We start from the raw sequence: 18,355 nt of genomic DNA on the forward strand, positions 1-18,355 counted from the left end.
TGCGCTTATCAGGCCTACGTACTGTGCCTGTAGGCCGGATAAGGCGAAGCCGCCATCCGGCACCAGGTTTAGCCGTAGCGGAACTCCACACCAAAGGTGCCGCGTGGGTATTCCCATTTCTCCAGCGCCGTATCGAGTCCGAGAATTCGACAAGTGCCGCATTCCAGGCAACCGGCGTAATCAAAGCGCACGCTGCCGTCATCCTGTTTTTTGTACAAGCCGGCCGGGCAGGCTTTGATCAGCACCTCCAGCACCTGTTTATCGGGCTGAGTTTTCAGAATGATATGCGGGCTTTCTTCATCGACATTGAATTTATTGACACCCAGTTTGACGTCTACATTGACGGGAGAAGTCATAATACGGTCACTCCTTTAAGGCCATCCTTCATCAGGTTGATGAAGCCCACTTTCTTCGTATGACGCAGCAATGTTTTACGCATCGGGACCGGTGCTGAACCATCCACGGTAAACAGGTCGCGGGCGATATTCACTACCATTTCTGGATAGGCGGTAAACATGCGGGGATTATCGAGGAACGCAGGCAGCTTCTGATACATGCGCATATCGCGCATCGGGCCGTCGTCCAAATGCTGGTGATATTCGGCAAGCGCTTGCTTGCTAAAGTCGTCACGCTTCATGGCTGAAAGTACCGTTTTAGCGGCCGCTTCGCCTGCCGAGATAGCCAAATCCATACCGCGAATGGTGAAGCCAAGGTTCATACACATTCCGGCAGCATCACCAGCAATCAGTACACCGTCGCCCACCAGTTCCGGCTGCATATTCATCCCGGCTTCCGGCACTACGTGAGCGGCATATTCCACCAGCTTGCCACCAGCAATCAGTGGGGCAACGGCCGGGTGCTGTTTGAAATCTTCCAGCATTTGCGGGACCGATTTTTTCGCGTCCTTCAGGTGATGAAGGCCGCATACCAGCCCTAAAGAAACAGTGGTTTCATTAGTATAGAGGAAGCCACCGCCCATCAGGCCGTCGGTTGGCGACCCAGCAAACAGACAGGCTGCGCCTTCGTTACCCTGCAGATGAAAGCGGTCTTCAATCACCGATTTCGGCAATTCAATAAGCTCCTTCACACCAACGGCCACATGTGCCGCGTCAACGCGCTTGGCCATACCCAACTTTTCTGCCAGAAGAGAATTCACACCGTCAGCGAGGATCACCACTTTTGCTTCAAGAATATCGCCATCGGCCTCCACACCCACGACCTTGCCATCACGCTGGACGACATTATCCACGCGGATACCGGTAATCAGCTGGGCGCCCGCCTCTTCAGCCTGCTCCATCAGCCAGGCGTCAAATTTACTGCGCAATACGGAATAAGAAACCTGCGACGCCGCCGCCTCTTCTCCGTTGCAATAATCCATCGTCATCGCCCCTTTTTCAGTCATAAAGGCGAGTTTTTCGTGGGTGATCATGCGTTCAATGGGAGCATGCTCAGCAAAGCCAGGGATGATACGCTCCAGGCTGTGCGCATACATGCGCCCACCGGTGACATTCTTCGCGCCAGCAGAATTGCCGCGCTCGATAACCAGCACCTGTGCACCTTCACGAGCGAGCACCAGCGCCGCAACCGAGCCAGCCAGCCCTGCACCCACGATGATGGCATCAAAGATATCTTCGGACATATACAACTCCTCTCAGCGGCAGAGTACTTTCGTACTCTGCCCGGAATGGTTTAGCGCGCTAATGCGGCCGTCAGCGCAGGCAGGATCTTCAGCGCATCGCCAACGATGCCAAAGTCAGCGTACTGGAAAATCGGGGCATTCTTATCTTTATTGATGGCAAAAATCGTCTGTGCGCCGTTCGCGCCAACCATGTGCTGGATCTGCCCGGAGATCCCCACCGCCAGATACAGGTCGGGCTTGAGCATCAAGTTGGAGATCCCAACGTAGCGTTCGTGCTCCATCCACTTCTCGTTTTCAGCCACCGGACGGGAGCAAGCCAGCTCAGCGCCCATGGCCTGGCACAGCGCTTCCGCCAGCGAGATATTCTCTTTGCTGCCAATACCGCGTCCCACGCTGACCACCAGTCGCGCTTTGTCGAGATCGACGCTGTTGCTCTTGCGCGCTTGCGTGGCGGTACGGGTGACCGCGACGGCCGGAGCCTGCCACTGCACCTCATGCTTCTCACCGATGCGGGATGCCTCTGGCTGCATCGCGTCAAACGTTCCGCTGCTGAGCGTGATCACCGCAAATGGCGAGGCGATGGTTTCCGCCCCCATTGCCAGACCGCCATACACCATATGTTTGACCGCCACATTGCCGTCCTGCAACGTCACCGAGCTGGCATCGTTAGACACCGCAGCCGACAAACGAAAGCCCAGCTTTGCTGCCAGCAGTTTGCCGCGACGAGTATTCGGCAGCAGTACCGCGCCACCTTCACTGTGCTGACGAATGGTCTGGGCCATCACATCCGCATAATCTTCGATCATACGGTCATCGGGTTTACCGCTGAGCAGCCAGACATGGTTGGCGCCCAGCTGGATTGCTGCCGCACTGTCAGCCTCGCTCAGTACGAACGTGTTGATTGACTCACCTAAAGCCTGCGCACCCTTCATCAGCTCCGGCAGACGAGAAGGGGTATCACTGAATACCCAGACACTGGAAAACTTGTTCATAACATCCCCTGATAATTAAATGATTTTGCGCAGGTTCTCGACAAACGCGGCGATCTGTTCTTCACCGTCACCTTCAATCACAACGCGCTGACGCTCGCGTTGCTTCGGTGCAGCAACCTGTTGGGCGGAATACACATCCACACTATTTAGCGCCATATCCGCTGGCGACCAGACCTGAACCGGTTTTTTCGCCGCGCCAAGAATGGCTTTCATGGAAGGGATTTGTGGGGTGTTGATGTCGGTAGAGACCGCAATCACCGCTGGCAGCGGGATGCTCAGAGTTTCAATTTCATCTTCCAGCTCGCGTTCTACCGTGAGGGTGTTATCCGCCAGTGAGAGGATCTTGCTCACACCGTTAATCGCCGGGATATTCAATGCTTCGCCCACCAGCAGACCGACCTGCTGGGCATAAAGATCGGAAGATCCATCACCACAGATAATCAGATCAAAACCGGATTTTTGTGCCGCGGCAGCCAGTGCTGTCGCCGTCTGCTGAGGCAGCGCCTGTTCGAATTGATCGTCAATCACCACGATCAACTCATCCGGACCGCGAGAAAGCACATCTTTGCGCCCTTTAGCATTGGTCAACGCTTTGCCACCCACGCTCAGTGCAACAACCTGAGCCTCTCCCAGCTGCTGTTTTAACTGACAAGCAGCCTCAATCGCATTCAGGTCGTACTGACTGATTTTGGCATCAGCCTTGCTGAGATCCAGCGAACCATCAGCATTATTAATCGCAATATCCTGTTCGTCAGGCACGCATTTGTAGCAAGTAATTATCTTCATTGCATCTCCAGAAATCATGAAGGAAACGTTATTCATATCGGCTGTGTTAAATACAGATATCACGCTCTTTAATTCGGAAATAAAACATTAATCACCAATATTGAAAATGTCACACATTCATATTTGTAACTTTCAATAGTGTTATGCATCTCAACAATATTGAAAATCACCTGTCAAATATGAAAGTTTTCAATATTGTTTGCTGGTTCAACAATATTGAAAGACAACGACTTATAAAACTTAAAAAACCAACACCAACACACTGATTTAAAACAATAAATAACAAAAAACCCAACAAAATAGCCAGCATAAAAAAGTGTGACACACATAACAGAACCACCGCTAACGAATACCCATTATGAGTTACTCACGGAGGCGCCCCAGAGGTTAAATAGTTATCAACAAATTATTAATAATAAATATACAAAACAGCACAATCGGGAACGCTAAATAAATTTCGTTTTCACACTGGAATTCACTTATGAAAAATGAAAAGAAGAAATCGGGAATAGAACCAAAGGTTTTTTTCCCGCCATTAATAATTGTCGGAATACTTTGTTGGCTAACAGTAAGAGATCTTGATGCCGCGAATGTGGTTATTAATGCGGTATTCAGTTACGTCACCAATGTCTGGGGCTGGGCATTTGAATGGTACATGGTGATCATGCTGTTCGGCTGGTTCTGGTTGGTCTTTGGCCCGTATGCCAAAAAGAAATTAGGTGATGAAAAACCGGAGTTTAGCACCACCAGCTGGATATTTATGATGTTCGCCTCCTGTACATCGGCTGCCGTGCTGTTCTGGGGCTCAATAGAGATTTATTACTATATCTCCACCCCGCCCTTTGCTCTCGCTCCTAATTCTACCGGCGCGAAAGAACTCGGTCTGGCGTACAGCCTGTTCCACTGGGGGCCGCTGCCGTGGGCAACCTATAGCTTCCTTTCTGTGGCCTTCGCCTACTTCTTCTTTGTGCGCAAGATGGACGTCATCCGTCCCAGCTCCACACTGGTACCGTTAGTTGGCGAGAAACACGCTAAAGGGTTATTCGGCACCATCGTCGATAACTTCTATCTGGTCGCGCTGATCTTCGCGATGGGGACCAGCCTCGGTCTGGCTACACCGCTGGTGACCGAGTGTATCCAGTATCTGTTCGGCATTCCGCATACCCTGCAATTAGACGCCATCATCATTACCTGCTGGATCATTCTGAACGCCATTTGCGTGGCCTGTGGTCTGCAAAAAGGGGTGAAGATCGCCAGCGACATTCGTAGCTACCTGAGTTTCCTGATGCTGGGCTGGGTGTTTATCGTCAGCGGTGCCAGCTTCATCATGAACTACTTCACCGACTCCGTCGGCATGCTGATGATGTATTTACCGCGCATGCTGTTCTATACCGACGCTATCGGTAAAGGCGGCTTCCCGCAGGGCTGGACTGTCTTCTACTGGGCATGGTGGGTGATTTACGCCATCCAGATGAGCATCTTCCTCGCCCGTATTTCTCGCGGCCGTACCGTACGTGAACTGTGCTTCGGCATGGTACTGGGTCTGACTGCTTCCACCTGGATCCTGTGGACGGTCCTTGGCAGCAACACGCTGCTGTTGATGGATAAAAATATTGTCAACATCCCACAACTGATTGAGCAACACGGCGTGGCGCGCGCCATCATCGAAACCTGGGCCGCATTGCCGTTCAGCACCGCCACCATGTGGGGATTCTTTATCCTCTGCTTTATTGCCACCGTCACGTTGATTAACGCCTGCTCTTACACCCTGGCGATGTCCACCTGCCGCGAAGTTCGCGACGGTGAAGAACCGCCGCTGTTAATCCGTATCGGCTGGTCGGTACTGGTCGGCGTCATCGGTATTGTTCTGCTGGCGCTGGGCGGACTGAAGCCCATCCAGACGGCGATTATTGCCGGAGGATGCCCGCTGTTCTTCGTCAACATTATGGTCACGCTGTCCTTTATTAAAGACGCCAAAGTGCACTGGAAAGACAAGTAAGTTTAATTAACCCATTACTGAAGAGGCTTGAAGATGGATTTCAATTTGAATGACGAGCAGGAACTGTTTGTCGCAGGTATTCGTGAACTGATGGCCAGTGAGAACTGGGAAGCTTACTTTGCCGAGTGCGATCGTGACAGCGTCTACCCAGAACGTTTTGTAAAAGCGCTGGCGGATATGGGCATCGACAGCCTGCTGATCCCGGAAGAACACGGCGGTCTGGAAGCCGGTTTCGTCACCGTTGCCGCGGTGTGGATGGAATTAGGTCGCCTTGGCGCACCGACTTACGTGCTGTATCAATTGCCGGGAGGTTTTAACACTTTCCTGCGTGAAGGCACCCAGGAACAAATTGATAAAATCATGGCGTTCCAGGGCACCGGTAAGCAGATGTGGAACTCCGCTATCACAGAACCGGGAGCTGGATCGGATGTTGGCAGTCTGAAAACCACTTATACACGCAAAGATGGTAAGGTTTATCTTAATGGCAGTAAGTGCTTTATCACCAGTAGCGCCTATACCCCGTATATCGTGGTGATGGCTCGTGATGGTGCATCGCCGGATAAACCGATTTACACCGAGTGGTTTGTTGACATGACGAAAGCCGGTATCAAAGTCAATAAGCTGGAGAAACTCGGCCTGCGCATGGACAGTTGCTGTGAAATTACCTTTGATGACGTCGAACTGGATGAAAAAGACATGTTCGGTCGGGAAGGTAATGGCTTTAACCGCGTGAAAGAAGAATTTGACCACGAACGTTTCCTCGTCGCCCTGACCAACTACGGTACAGCAATGTGCGCCTTTGAAGATGCGGCGCGCTACGCCAATCAACGCGTCCAGTTTGGCGAAGCAATCGGTCGTTTCCAGCTCATTCAGGAGAAGTTTGCGCATATGGCGATCAAACTGAACTCCATGAAAAACATGCTGCTGGAAGCCGCGTGGAAAGCAGATAACGGCACCATTACCTCGGGTGATGCAGCAATGTGCAAATACTTCTGCGCTAACGCCGCGTTTGAGGTCGTGGACACCTCCATGCAGGTACTCGGCGGTGTGGGTATTGCGGGCAATCATCGCATCACGCGCTTCTGGCGTGACCTGCGTGTTGACCGTGTTTCCGGTGGCTCTGATGAAATGCAGATCCTGACGTTGGGTCGTGCGGTACTCAAGCAATACCGCTAAGTGGAATGCCGGATGGCGCTTCGCCTATCCGGCCTACAACTAACTGCCAGGAGTTACATTATGGACCATTTACCAATGCCTGCATTTGGGCCGCTTGCCGGCGTACGCGTTGTCTTTTCAGGGATCGAAATCGCCGGGCCGTTCGCCGGACAGATGTTTGCCGAATGGGGCGCTGAGGTTATCTGGATTGAAAACGTCGCCTGGGCCGATACCATCCGCGTGCAACCCAACTACCCGCAGCTGTCACGCCGCAATCTGCACGCCCTGTCACTCAATATTTTCAAAGATGAAGGCCGGGAAGCGTTTCTGAAGCTCATGGAAACCACCGACATTTTCATTGAAGCCAGTAAAGGTCCGGCCTTTGCCCGCCGCGGTATTACCGATGAGGTTTTATGGGAGCATAACCCGAAGCTGGTTATCGCTCACCTCTCCGGCTTCGGCCAGTATGGCACCGATGAGTACACCAACCTCCCGGCGTACAATACCATCGCCCAGGCGTTCAGCGGTTATCTGATTCAAAACGGCGACGTTGACCAGCCGATGCCAGCCTTCCCGTACACCGCCGATTACTTCTCCGGCATGACAGCCACCACGGCAGCCCTGGCTGCTCTGTATAAAGTGCGCGAAACGGGTAAAGGCGAAAGTATTGATATTGCCATGTACGAAGTCATGCTGCGTATGGGCCAGTACTTCATGATGGATTACTTCAACGGCGGTGAAGTTTGCCCGCGTATGACCAAAGGTAAAGACCCCTACTACGCCGGTTGCGGCCTGTATAAATGTGCCGACGGCTACATCGTGATGGAGCTGGTTGGCATTACGCAAATCAACGAATGCTTTAAGGATATTGGTCTGGCGCACATTCTCGGAACGCCAGAAGTTCCGGAAGGCACACAGCTCATCCATCGTGTTGAGTGCCCGTACGGCCCGTTAGTCGAAGAGAAACTGGATGCCTGGCTGGCAGAACACACTATTGCAGACGTTCAGGCGCGCTTTGCCGAACTGAATATCGCCTGCGCGAAAGTACTGACGATCCCGGAACTGGAAGACAACCCGCAGTACGTAGCCCGTGAATCTATTACCCAGTGGCAAACGATGGACGGTCGCACCTGTAAAGGCCCCAACATCATGCCGAAATTCAAAAATAACCCAGGGAAAATCTGGCGTGGCATGCCGTCACACGGCATGGATACCGCCGCCATTCTGAAAAATATCGGTTACAGCGAAGCAGACATTAATGAGCTGGTCGGCAAAGGCCTGGCCAGGGTTGAGGATTAAACGCGATGCGCTGACCGGCTTTGCGGGTTAGCGCTCACGCCTGATTTCAGTGGATAAGGTAAAATGGATATCGTTGGCAGACAAAACTTACGTCAGATGTGGGACGACCTGGCCGGGGTGTACGGAGATAAAGCAGCACTTATTTTCGAATCCTGCGAAGGAAACGTTCGGCAGTTTAGCTATGCCTCACTTAATGAAGAGATTAACCGTACGGCGAACCTTTTTCATTCATTGGGCATACGCAAAGGCGATAAGGTCGCATTACATCTGGATAACTGCCCGGAGTTCATTTTTTGCTGGTTTGGGCTGGCAAAAATTGGCGCCGTGATGGTACCGATTAACGCCCGCTTGCTGGGGGAAGAAAGCGCCTGGATCCTGCAAAACAGCCAGGTCAGCCTGCTGGTCACCAGCGCTCAGTTTTATCCAATGTACCGCCAGATAAAACGGGAAAATACCACCCCGCTTAATCACATTTCTCTTATCGGAGAGCAGGTTCCGGCTGACGATGGCGTGAGCCATTTTTCTCAGCTCAAGGACCAGCAGCCGACAACGCTGTGCTATACACCACCGTTATCCACTGATGACACGGCAGAAATTCTGTTTACCTCAGGCACCACCTCGCGTCCCAAAGGGGTGGTGATTACCCACTATAACCTGCGTTTTGCCGGTTACTACTCCGCCTGGCAGTGCGCCCTGCGCGATGACGACGTCTACCTGACGGTCATGCCCGCTTTCCATATTGACTGCCAGTGTACGGCAGCCATGGCGGCTTTTTCCGCAGGCAGTACCTTTGTGCTGATAGAGAAATACAGCGCCCGGGCCTTCTGGGACCAGGTACGTAAATATCAGGCGACGGTGACGGAATGCATTCCGATGATGATCCGCACCCTGATGGTACAGCCCGCAAGCCCGACTGACAGGCAGCACAAGCTGCGCGAAGTGATGTTCTACCTCAATTTATCGGTGCAGGAAAAAGATGATTTTATCACGCGCTTTGGCGTTAGGCTGCTGACCTCCTACGGCATGACGGAAACCATCGTCGGTATTATTGGTGACCGCCCCGGTGACCAACGGCGCTGGCCTTCCATTGGCCGCGTGGGCTTTAGCTATGAAGCCGAAATCCGCGACGATCATAATCAGCCGTTACCTGCCGGAGAGATTGGCGAAATCTGCATTAAAGGCGTGCCGGGTAAAACGATATTTAAAGAGTACTATGCACAGCCACAGGCCACGGCCAACGCGCTGGAGTCGGACGGCTGGTTGCATACCGGTGATTCCGGCTACCGGGATGAAGACGGCTTTTTCTATTTCGTTGACCGGCGCTGCAACATGATTAAACGCGGTGGGGAAAATGTTTCCTGCGTCGAGCTGGAAAATATAATCGCTGCTCACCCTAAAATTCAGGACATTGTCATTGTCGGTATTAAAGACGCTATCCGCGATGAGGCGATTAAAGCCTTTATCGTATTGAATGAGGGGGAAACATTAAGCGAAGCAGAATTTTTCAGTTTCTGCGAAGGCAATATGGCGAAGTTTAAGGTTCCCTCGTTTTTGGAGATAAGAACCGACCTGCCGCGTAATTGTTCCGGAAAAATAATCAAAAAAAATCTGAAATAAATCCTCCGCCAGGAATGCCTCCTGTCGGCAAATCTATTTTTTGGAGATGAGCTATGAGTGAATCATTACATCTGACCCGTAACGGCCCGATTCTGGAAATTACATTAGACAGGCCCAAAGCGAATGCCATTGACGCCAAAACCAGTTTTGCCATGGGTGAGGCTTTTCTTCATTTCCGCGATGACCCGGAATTGCGCGTGGCGATTATCACCGGCGGCGGCGAGAAATTCTTTTCTGCGGGCTGGGACCTAAAAGCGGCAGCAGAAGGTGAAGCGCCGGATGCCGATTTTGGTCCCGGCGGTTTTGCCGGTTTAACGGAAATATTTGATCTCGACAAGCCGGTCATCGCCGCAGTAAACGGCTATGCCTTCGGCGGCGGATTCGAGCTAGCGCTGGCGGCAGATTTTATCATCTGTGCGGAAAACGCCAGCTTTGCGCTACCGGAAGCCAAGCTTGGTATCGTGCCAGACAGCGGCGGCGTGCTGCGTCTGCCGAAGCTGCTGCCGCCTGCTATCGTCAACGAAATGGTGATGACCGGCAGACGAATGAGCGCCGAAGAAGCACTGCGCTGGGGGATTGTGAACCGCGTCGTCAGCCAGGTTGAACTGATGGACAGCGCCCGCGAACTGGCGCAGCAGCTGGTGAATAGCGCCCCGTTGGCCATCGCCGCGCTGAAAGAGATTTACCGCGCGACCAGCGAAATGCCGGTAGAAGAAGGCTACCGCTACATCCGCAGCGGCGTGCTGAAGCATTACCCATCCGTACTGCACTCTGAGGATGCGCTCGAAGGACCGCAGGCATTTGCTGAAAAACGCGATCCGGTGTGGAAAGGTCGTTAATGTGCTGAGGCCGGATGGCGCTTTGCTTATCCGGCCTACAAAAAATGCACACTCGTAGGCCGCGTTATCCGGCAAAAACAACTGAGGAATATCGTGAGTTATTATGCGTTTGAAGGCCTGATCCCGGTGGTACACCCACAGGCGTATGTCCATCCTAGCGCAGTGCTGATTGGCGATGTGATCGTCGGTGCTGGCGTATATATCGGTCCTCTTGCCTCGCTGCGCGGCGACTATGGCCGCCTGATCCTTGAAGCAGGCTCGAATCTTCAGGATGGTTGCATCATGCACGGCTACTGTGACACCGACACCATCGTGCATGAGAATGGACACATCGGACATGGTGCAATCCTGCACGGCTGCGTCATTGGCCGGGACGCGCTGGTTGGCATGAACAGCGTCATAATGGACGGCGCAACAATTGGCGAAGAGAGCATTGTCGCCGCCATGAGCTTTGTTAAAGCCGGATTTACCGGCGAGGCAAGGCAAATGCTGGTCGGTTCACCTGCCCGCGTGCTGCGAGAGGTGACAGACCAGGAGCTGCACTGGAAGCGGCTGAACACCAAAGAGTATCAGGATCTCGCGGTTCGCTGTCGGGTAGGGTTACGCGAAACACAGCCGTTAACGCAGATTGATAAAAACCGCCCGCGTCTGAAAGGCACAACGGATGTGAAGCCCAAATCAGCACAGTAATTGATGCCGGATGCGCTCACGCTTATCCGGCCTACGAGTCAATTACCGTTTATGCCGCCATCAGGCAAACTTACAATTAGCGACGCATACTTTTTGACAGCATCATCTGCCATTTCTGCTCGCGATTAAGCTCTGTTGGCGGTACAGCCGACATACGCGGCATTTTCCCTACGCTCACTTTTTTATCCTGCAAATTGTGATTCAATCTGCTGTAGAGATGAGAATCAATACTCACGACTTTCACCAGACGCTGGCACTGACAGCCCCGGCCTGCAATCTGGTTAGGGATCATCTTAACTTCACAAACAATTTCTCCCACTTCAGACAGAATATAGGAGAGCGTATTAATTGCTTTGCAGTGTTCAATATTAAAATGGAGGGAGATTTCTTTTGCCGTGACCCAACGATCTTCAGCCCTGATCCAATCGGCAATTAACAAATAAAGCGGTCTTTCAACATATTCTTCACACATAAGCACACCATTTCACAAATTAAAAATCTGGCTACGGCCTGTCTGGATAAATAAAAACAAAGCCCTATTAAAATTGTGTATATGAGAGATAGTATGCGACTTGAATGTTGATTAGTGTGAGCAACATCTTGCTTATTACATTGAAAATGTGGTTATCACAGCGCTATTTGCCTGTAATGACCTTAATAGATAAAAAAAACGGTTTCTTTACAGAAACCGTTTCTTATTAAATTGCAGACCCGACCCGCTCAGAAGCAGGTGGGTCATTGTCGATTACTTCGCGATCTGTGCGTGCATTTCCTGAACGGAGGTCACCTTCTCGGTAGCATCCGCATTCAGCGCCATCGCCGTGGCGAAACCGCCGTTCAGCGTGGTGTCATAATGAACTTTGTACTGCAGCGCGCTGCGGCGAATCAGCTTGGAGTCTTCAATCGCCTGACGACCTTCAGTGGTGTTGATGATATAGGTATATTCGCCATTCTTGATACGGTCCTGAATATGCGGACGACCTTCATGCACCTTGTTTACCAGACGCGGGTTGATACCGGCTTCCCCCAGTACAATTGCCGTACCGTGGGTTGCGTCCAGCTCGAAACCAAACTTCAGCAGCTTCGCCGCCAGGTCAACGACGCGCTCTTTATCGCCTTCACGCACGGAGAGCAGTGCGCGGCCCTGTTTCTTCATGGTGGAGCTGCTGCCCAGCTGCGCCTTGGCGAATGCTTCCGCAAAGGTGCGACCTACGCCCATCACTTCGCCGGTAGAGCGCATTTCTGGCCCTAACAGGGGGTCAACGCCCGGGAACTTGTTAAACGGCAGCACCACTTCCTTCACCGAGTAGTACGGCGGGATAATTTCTTTGGTGACGCCCTGCTGTGCCAGCGTTTGACCGACCATCACGCGCGCCGCCACTTTTGCAAGCGCAACACCGGTGGCTTTGGAGACAAACGGTACGGTACGCGCCGCACGCGGGTTGACTTCAATCAGGTAAACTTCGTTGTTCTTCACCGCAAACTGGACGTTCATCAGACCACGAACCTGCAGTTCGAAGGCCAGTTTCTGCACCTGCTGGCGCATCACGTCCTGAATTTCCTGGCTCAGCGTGTAGGCTGGCAGGGAACACGCGGAGTCGCCGGAGTGAACGCCCGCCTGCTCAATGTGCTCCATGATGCCGCCAATCAGCACCCTTTCGCCGTCGCAGATAGCGTCCACGTCCACTTCTACTGCGTCATCCAGGAAGCGGTCCAGCAGCACCGGCGCGTCGTTGGAGACGCTGACCGCGGTCTGGAAGTAGCGACGCAGGTCGGCTTCGTCGTACACAATTTCCATTGCCCGACCGCCAAGCACGTAGGACGGGCGCACCACCAGCGGGTAGCCAATCTCTTTTGCCTTCTCGACCGCCATTTCAATGGCGGTGACGGTGGCGTTGGCCGGTTGTTTTAGCTTCAGACGGTCAACCGCCTGCTGGAAACGCTCACGGTCTTCAGCGCGGTCAATCGCGTCCGGGCTGGTGCCGATAACCGGCACGCCTGCGGCTTCCAGCGCACGCGCCAGCTTCAGCGGAGTCTGCCCGCCGTACTGCACGATAACGCCTTTCGGCTTCTCGATACGCACGATTTCCAGCACGTCTTCGAACGTTACCGGTTCAAAGTACAGACGGTCGGAGGTGTCGTAGTCGGTAGAAACCGTTTCCGGGTTACAGTTGACCATAATGGTCTCGTAACCGTCTTCGCGCAGCGCCAGCGACGCATGTACGCAGCAGTAATCGAATTCGATACCCTGACCGATACGGTTCGGACCACCGCCCAGCACCATAATTTTGTCGCGATCCTGAGTCGGGTTCGCTTCGCACTCTTCTTCATAGGTGGAGTACATGTAGGCAGTGTCGGTGGAGAATTCTGCGGCGCAGGTATCCACACGCTTATAAACCGGGTGCAGCCTATACTGTTCGCGCAGTTTGCGGATTTCCGCTTCGCGCACGCCAGCCAGTTTTGCCAGACGCGCATCGGCAAAGCCTTTACGCTTGAGCTGGCGCAGGAAATCAGCGTCGAGGCCGTTAATCCCCAGCTCTGCAACTTTTTCTTCCAGACGCACCAGTTCTTCAATCTGTACCAGGAACCAGCGGTCAATGTTGGTCAGGTTGAAGACGCCATCAACGGACAGACCAGCACGGAACGCATCGGCGATGTACCAGATACGCTCAGCGCCTGCATCTTTCAGCTCGCGACGAATTTTGGTCAGCGCTTCCGGGTCATCCAGGCTCACTTTCGGGTCGAAACCGGTGGCGCCCACTTCCAGACCGCGCAGCGCTTTTTGCAGCGATTCCTGCTGTGTGCGGCCAATCGCCATCACTTCGCCGACGGACTTCATCTGCGTCGTCAGACGGTCGTTAGCACCGGCAAACTTCTCGAAGTTAAAGCGCGGGATCTTAGTCACAACGTAGTCGATAGACGGTTCGAACGACGCCGGGGTGCGACCACCGGTGATGTCGTTCATCAGCTCATCGAGGGTATAACCGACAGCCAGTTTCGCCGCCACTTTGGCAATCGGGAAACCGGTCGCTTTCGAGGCCAGCGCCGAGGAGCGGGAAACGCGTGGGTTCATTTCAATGACAATCAGGCGGCCGTTTTTCGGGTTCACCGCAAACTGCACGTTAGACCCGCCGGTTTCTACGCCGATTTCACGCAGTACCGCCATCGAGGCGTTACGCATGATTTGATATTCTTTGTCGGTCAGCGTCTGGGCAGGCGCTACGGTGATGGAGTCACCGGTATGAATGCCCATGGCGTCGAAGTTTTCGATGGAGCAGACAATAATGCAGTTATCATTTTTGTCACGTACCACTTCCATCTCGTACTCTTTCCAGCCAATCAGCGATTCATCAATCAGCAGCTCTTTCGTTGGGGAAAGATCCAGACCGCGTTCGCAAATCTCTTCAAACTCTTCGCGGTTATAGGCAATACCGCCGCCGGTACCGCCCATGGTGAAGGACGGGCGGATGATGCACGGGAAGCCGACGTCAGCGGCAACCGCCAGCGCTTCTTCCATGGTGTGGGCGATACCAGAACGCGCGGTGTCGAGACCGATTTTCTTCATTGCGATGTCGAAGCGACGGCGATCTTCTGCTTTATCAATCGCATCGGCGGTGGCACCAATCATGGTCACACCGAACTCTTCAAGTACGCCCTGACGCTCCAGCTCCAGCGCGCAGTTCAGCGCCGTCTGGCCGCCCATGGTAGGCAGTACCGCATCCGGGCGCTCTTTTTCGATAATTTTGCGTACCACTTCCCAGTGAATTGGCTCGATGTAAGTGGCATCGGCCATTTCCGGGTCGGTCATGATGGTCGCCGGGTTGGAGTTGACCAGAATAACGCGGTAACCCTCTTCACGCAGGGCTTTACACGCCTGCGCGCCGGAATAGTCAAACTCACACGCCTGGCCGATAACAATCGGACCCGCGCCCAGAATCAGGATACTTTTTATGTCTGTACGTTTTGGCATGGCTCTTTTAACTCCTGATTATTTCGCGGACTGACGGTATTGCTCAATTAACTCGATAAAGTGGTCGAACAGCGGCGCAGCATCGTGCGGCCCCGGGCTCGCTTCAGGGTGGCCCTGGAAGCTAAACGCCGGCTTGTCGGTGCGATGGATACCCTGTAGGGTGCCATCGAACAGTGATTTGTGCGTAACGCGCAAGGTAGCAGGCATTGAGGCTTCATCCACCGCAAAACCGTGGTTCTGCGCGGTAATCATCACGGTGTTGTTATCAATATCTTTCACCGGATGGTTGCCGCCGTGGTGGCCAAACTTCATCTTGATGGTCTTCGCACCGCTCGCCAGCGCCAGCAGCTGATGGCCGAGACAGATGCCAAACACCGGAATATCGGTTTCGAGGAATTTCTGAATCGCGGCAATCGCGTAGTCACACGGTGCCGGGTCGCCAGGACCGTTGGACAGGAAGATACCGTCCGGATTCATCTTTAATACGTCTTCTGCGGAGGTCTGCGCAGGCACAACCGTCAGGCGGCAGCCGCGGTCCACCAGCATACGCAGAATGTTACGTTTCGCGCCGAAATCGTAGGCAACCACGTGGAACGGGAGTTCTTCAGCGGATTTTGCTTCCGGCAGGTCGCCTTCCAGCGTCCAGCTTCCCTGTGTCCAGCCATACGGTTCTGCCGTAGTGACTTCTTTCGCCAGATCCATGCCGTTCAGGCCCGGGAAGGCTTTCGCTTTTTCCAGCGCCAGCTGTGCATCCAGGTTATCCCCTGCGATGATGCAGCCGTTCTGAGCGCCTTTCTCGCGCAACAAACGGGTCAGCTTACGGGTATCAATATCGGCAATCGCCACGATGTTATGGCGCTTCAGGTAAGAAGAGAGGTCTTCGGTATTGCGGTAATTGCTGGCAATCAGCGGCAGGTCGCGGATGACCAGACCTTGCGCATGTACCTGAGAAGATTCTGCATCGGCTTCATTGGTGCCGACATTGCCGATATGAGGATAAGTAAGGGTGACGATTTGGCGGGAATAGGAAGGATCAGTGAGGATTTCTTGATAACCGGTCATTGAAGTATTGAAAACGACTTCCCCAACCGCCGAACCTGTTGCCCCTATGGCCCGACCGTGAAACTGGGTTCCGTCTTCCAGAACCAATAGCGCTGACTTAATCAAAACACCCTCCAGAGAATATTCACTCACTTTATTTGCATATTAATTCATTAACACAGTATGAATCAATGCAAATTTGCTTACCTATGGATTTCTGGCAAACGGCGGCATTCTAGAGACAGCCCGGGAAAAAGTCTACCCAAAAGGGGATTTTTTATTATTATTTTACGCCACTGGGACAAATCATGTGATTTAACAGGCAAAAAGATCAGCTAAGTAACGGTAGAAAACGCTTGCGGGAGGTCAAGAATGTAAAAATGAATCATGGCAGACAAAAAAGTGGACCATTTGGTCAAAATTTACATTGAGGCAACAAAAACACATTACAAAACATCTTAAAATAAGTGTTTTAATTGAAAATTATAAAAACAATGGAAAAACAAAAGGGCAATAAAATATTGCCCTATGTAATCAATAAATTATGATTACAATAACCACATCACGAAGGGTAATAAAACCTTATAAACTGCCTAAATCAAGCACATCTTTCATATCAAAAAGACCATTTGACTTACCTTTCAACCACATCGCCGATCTTACCGCACCGTTGGCAAACGTCATACGGCTGGACGCTTTGTGCGTAATCTCGATACGTTCGCCAATATCGGCGAACATCGCCGTATGTTCCCCGACGATGTCACCAGCACGCACCGTGGCGAAACCGATAGTGCCAGGCACACGTTCACCGGTGTAACCTTCACGCGAGTAGACGGCACAGTCCTTTAAATCTTTGTCCAGCGCCCCGGCAATCGCCTCCCCCATCGCCAGCGCCGTCCCTGACGGTGCGTCGACTTTATGACGGTGGTGCGCTTCAATAATTTCGATGTCGGTGTAGTCGCCCATCACCTTCGCCGCTTTCTCCAGCAGTTTAAGCATCACGTTCACGCCGACGCTAAAGTTGGCGGCAAACACAATGGCAATATCCTGCGAGGCATCGCGAATGGTCTGCTTACCGGCATCATCAAACCCGGTCGTGCCAATCACCATGCCTTTTGCATGCTGCCGACAAAATGCCAGATGCGTCAGCGTGCCTTCCGGGCGGGTAAAATCGATAAAGACATCGAAATCGTCTTTTACCGCTTCGAGGCTGCTCTGAACGGTTACGCCAGATTTTCCAACGCCCGCCAGCTCACCAGCATCGCTGCCCAGTAAAGAGGAGCCGTCACGCTCTAGTGCCGCCCCCAGTTGTACTCCTTCCATCGCCATCGCAGCCTGAATTAACTGCCGTCCCATGCGGCCACCGGCGCCTGCAATGGCGACGCGGATTTGTGCATCATGCATAGCTATTCTCTTTTGTTAAAATTGCGTAAATCGTTTTCAGAGTAACCAGCCCGCGACAGGGTCGCCAGCCGAAAACGTCCATAATTAGAAATTAATGATAAACAGAGAGGAATATCAGTAAAAGACATGATTCACCCCGCAGGATGAATCATTGCCGCAGTCGGGGAAAGAAGTCAAACTCGCTCAGAATGGCGACAGACGATAAGAAAAGCACTTTAAAACCCAACGGTAGGTAGCCAATTCGCGTGACCGTTTCTGCCAGCCCATTTTCAGGCCGCTAGAGTATAGCTCACCACCATCTGCCCTTTTTTCAGCTTAACCTGTGTAATGATCACCTCACCCAACTCGGATAAACGGGCCACGTGCGTACCGCCACAAGGATATCCCGGTAGGTCACCAAAACCGACCTGGCGTAAGCCGCCGTCAAAGGTAATTCGGCGCGCAAGATTGTCGGTCTGCCATTGGCCAATTTTCGCCATCAGTTGTGTCGCTTCCGGCAAAGTGCTGCCCTCGCCTGTCGCAAAAGTAATGCGCCCTTCATTCGGCCAATGGTGCGCTTTAACCGGTCGCCAACCAAATATTTCACCGGCCTGACCAATCATGTGCCCGGCTGAGTGCAGACGGGCGTGAAGATGGCGGACAGCAGCATCAATATGCAGCGTCGTTTCGCCAGGCGGCAGCGGTTGCGCCACAATATGCACCACCTCTTCACCGCGCGTCATCACGCCTTCAACCGGGACGCCACCGATCGCGCCACTGTCCGAGGGTTGTCCGCCGCCCTGTGGATGAAACAGCGTGCTATCGAGCGTAATCGCAAAGCGCCCATCGGGTTCTGCCGTGCAGTGTGTGATCGTCGCATGGCCTCGGGTGTCATCGCTGGTGTAATAAAGACGTTCAGTCATGGTTGTTCTCCTCTTGATGAGC

15 protein-coding genes are annotated in these 18,355 nt (G+C 52.9%); 6 read left to right on the plus strand and 9 right to left on the minus strand.

The window, feature by feature from the left end; genetic code table 11:
- Positions 1 to 68: 68 nt before the first annotated feature.
- Genes fixX through FDX22_RS17830 form a run of 4 tightly spaced genes read right to left on the minus strand, consistent with a single transcriptional unit; the run spans position 69 to position 3,417 of the window.
- The gene (fixX, locus tag FDX22_RS17815) at positions 69 to 356 is read right to left on the minus strand and encodes a ferredoxin-like protein FixX (protein WP_096758345.1); all 288 of its coding nucleotides are present in this window, start codon (positions 354 to 356) and stop codon (positions 69 to 71) included.
- Positions 353 to 1,639, minus strand: a complete 1,287-nt coding sequence (locus FDX22_RS17820; RefSeq protein ID WP_137399178.1) for an FAD-dependent oxidoreductase — start codon at positions 1,637 to 1,639, stop codon at positions 353 to 355. Before FDX22_RS17820 ends, fixX begins: the two co-directional genes overlap by 4 nt.
- A gap of 50 nt (positions 1,640 to 1,689) precedes the next feature.
- Positions 1,690 to 2,631 carry an electron transfer flavoprotein subunit alpha/FixB family protein gene (locus FDX22_RS17825; RefSeq protein ID WP_115259489.1) on the minus strand — a complete coding sequence of 314 codons (942 nt, stop codon included), beginning with the start codon at positions 2,629 to 2,631 and terminating at the stop codon, positions 1,690 to 1,692.
- 15 nt (positions 2,632 to 2,646) lie between these two features.
- Positions 2,647 to 3,417: an electron transfer flavoprotein FixA gene (locus tag FDX22_RS17830; RefSeq protein WP_146717557.1), complete on the minus strand. Its 771-nt coding sequence runs from the start codon at positions 3,415 to 3,417 to the stop codon at positions 2,647 to 2,649.
- Between the two features lie 481 nt (positions 3,418 to 3,898).
- Here FDX22_RS17830 and caiT point away from each other — a divergent pair, with 481 nt between their 5' ends.
- The 6 genes from caiT (at position 3,899) to caiE (ending at position 11,016) form a co-directional block, all read left to right on the plus strand.
- A complete protein-coding gene (caiT, locus tag FDX22_RS17835) occupies positions 3,899 to 5,416 on the plus strand; it encodes an L-carnitine/gamma-butyrobetaine antiporter (RefSeq protein WP_096758349.1) in 1,518 nt (505 codons plus the stop codon).
- A 33-nt stretch (positions 5,417 to 5,449) separates the two neighbouring features.
- On the plus strand, positions 5,450 to 6,592 hold the full coding sequence (gene caiA / locus FDX22_RS17840) for a crotonobetainyl-CoA dehydrogenase (protein WP_096758350.1): 1,143 nt from the start codon (positions 5,450 to 5,452) through the stop codon (positions 6,590 to 6,592).
- 60 nt (positions 6,593 to 6,652) lie between these two features.
- Positions 6,653 to 7,870 (plus strand): L-carnitine CoA-transferase, encoded by a 1,218-nt coding sequence (caiB, locus tag FDX22_RS17845; protein ID WP_115259491.1) that lies wholly within the window; start codon positions 6,653 to 6,655, stop codon positions 7,868 to 7,870.
- Positions 7,871 to 7,933: 63 nt separating this feature from the next.
- Positions 7,934 to 9,487, plus strand: a complete 1,554-nt coding sequence (caiC, locus tag FDX22_RS17850; protein WP_146717558.1) for a crotonobetaine/carnitine-CoA ligase — start codon at positions 7,934 to 7,936, stop codon at positions 9,485 to 9,487.
- Positions 9,488 to 9,540: 53 nt separating this feature from the next.
- The gene (caiD, locus tag FDX22_RS17855; RefSeq protein ID WP_115259493.1) at positions 9,541 to 10,326 is read left to right on the plus strand and encodes a crotonobetainyl-CoA hydratase; all 786 of its coding nucleotides are present in this window, start codon (positions 9,541 to 9,543) and stop codon (positions 10,324 to 10,326) included.
- Positions 10,327 to 10,419: 93 nt separating this feature from the next.
- Positions 10,420 to 11,016 (plus strand): carnitine operon protein CaiE, encoded by a 597-nt coding sequence (caiE, locus tag FDX22_RS17860; RefSeq protein WP_117342338.1) that lies wholly within the window; start codon positions 10,420 to 10,422, stop codon positions 11,014 to 11,016.
- A gap of 76 nt (positions 11,017 to 11,092) precedes the next feature.
- Here the strand turns inward: caiE and caiF are convergent, their stop codons facing one another.
- The 5 genes from caiF to FDX22_RS17885 all read right to left on the minus strand — a co-directional run bounded on the left by caiF (position 11,093) and on the right by FDX22_RS17885 (position 18,333).
- Positions 11,093 to 11,488, minus strand: a complete 396-nt coding sequence (gene caiF / locus FDX22_RS17865; protein WP_096758355.1) for a carnitine metabolism transcriptional regulator CaiF — start codon at positions 11,486 to 11,488, stop codon at positions 11,093 to 11,095.
- A 273-nt stretch (positions 11,489 to 11,761) separates the two neighbouring features.
- Positions 11,762 to 14,986 carry a carbamoyl-phosphate synthase large subunit gene (gene carB, locus FDX22_RS17870; protein ID WP_146717559.1) on the minus strand — a complete coding sequence of 1,075 codons (3,225 nt, stop codon included), beginning with the start codon at positions 14,984 to 14,986 and terminating at the stop codon, positions 11,762 to 11,764.
- Positions 14,987 to 15,004: 18 nt separating this feature from the next.
- A complete protein-coding gene (gene carA, locus FDX22_RS17875; protein WP_096758357.1) occupies positions 15,005 to 16,153 on the minus strand; it encodes a glutamine-hydrolyzing carbamoyl-phosphate synthase small subunit in 1,149 nt (382 codons plus the stop codon).
- Between the two features lie 456 nt (positions 16,154 to 16,609).
- Entirely contained in the window at positions 16,610 to 17,431 is an 822-nt protein-coding gene (gene dapB, locus FDX22_RS17880; RefSeq protein WP_146717560.1) for a 4-hydroxy-tetrahydrodipicolinate reductase, read from the minus strand.
- A 269-nt stretch (positions 17,432 to 17,700) separates the two neighbouring features.
- Positions 17,701 to 18,333, minus strand: a complete 633-nt coding sequence (locus FDX22_RS17885) for an alanyl-tRNA editing protein (RefSeq protein WP_146717561.1) — start codon at positions 18,331 to 18,333, stop codon at positions 17,701 to 17,703.
- Positions 18,334 to 18,355: the final 22 nt, after the last annotated feature.

The organism is Citrobacter sp. TBCS-14 (assembly GCF_005280805.1).
Taxonomy (GTDB): Bacteria; Pseudomonadota; Gammaproteobacteria; order Enterobacterales; family Enterobacteriaceae; genus Citrobacter; species Citrobacter gillenii.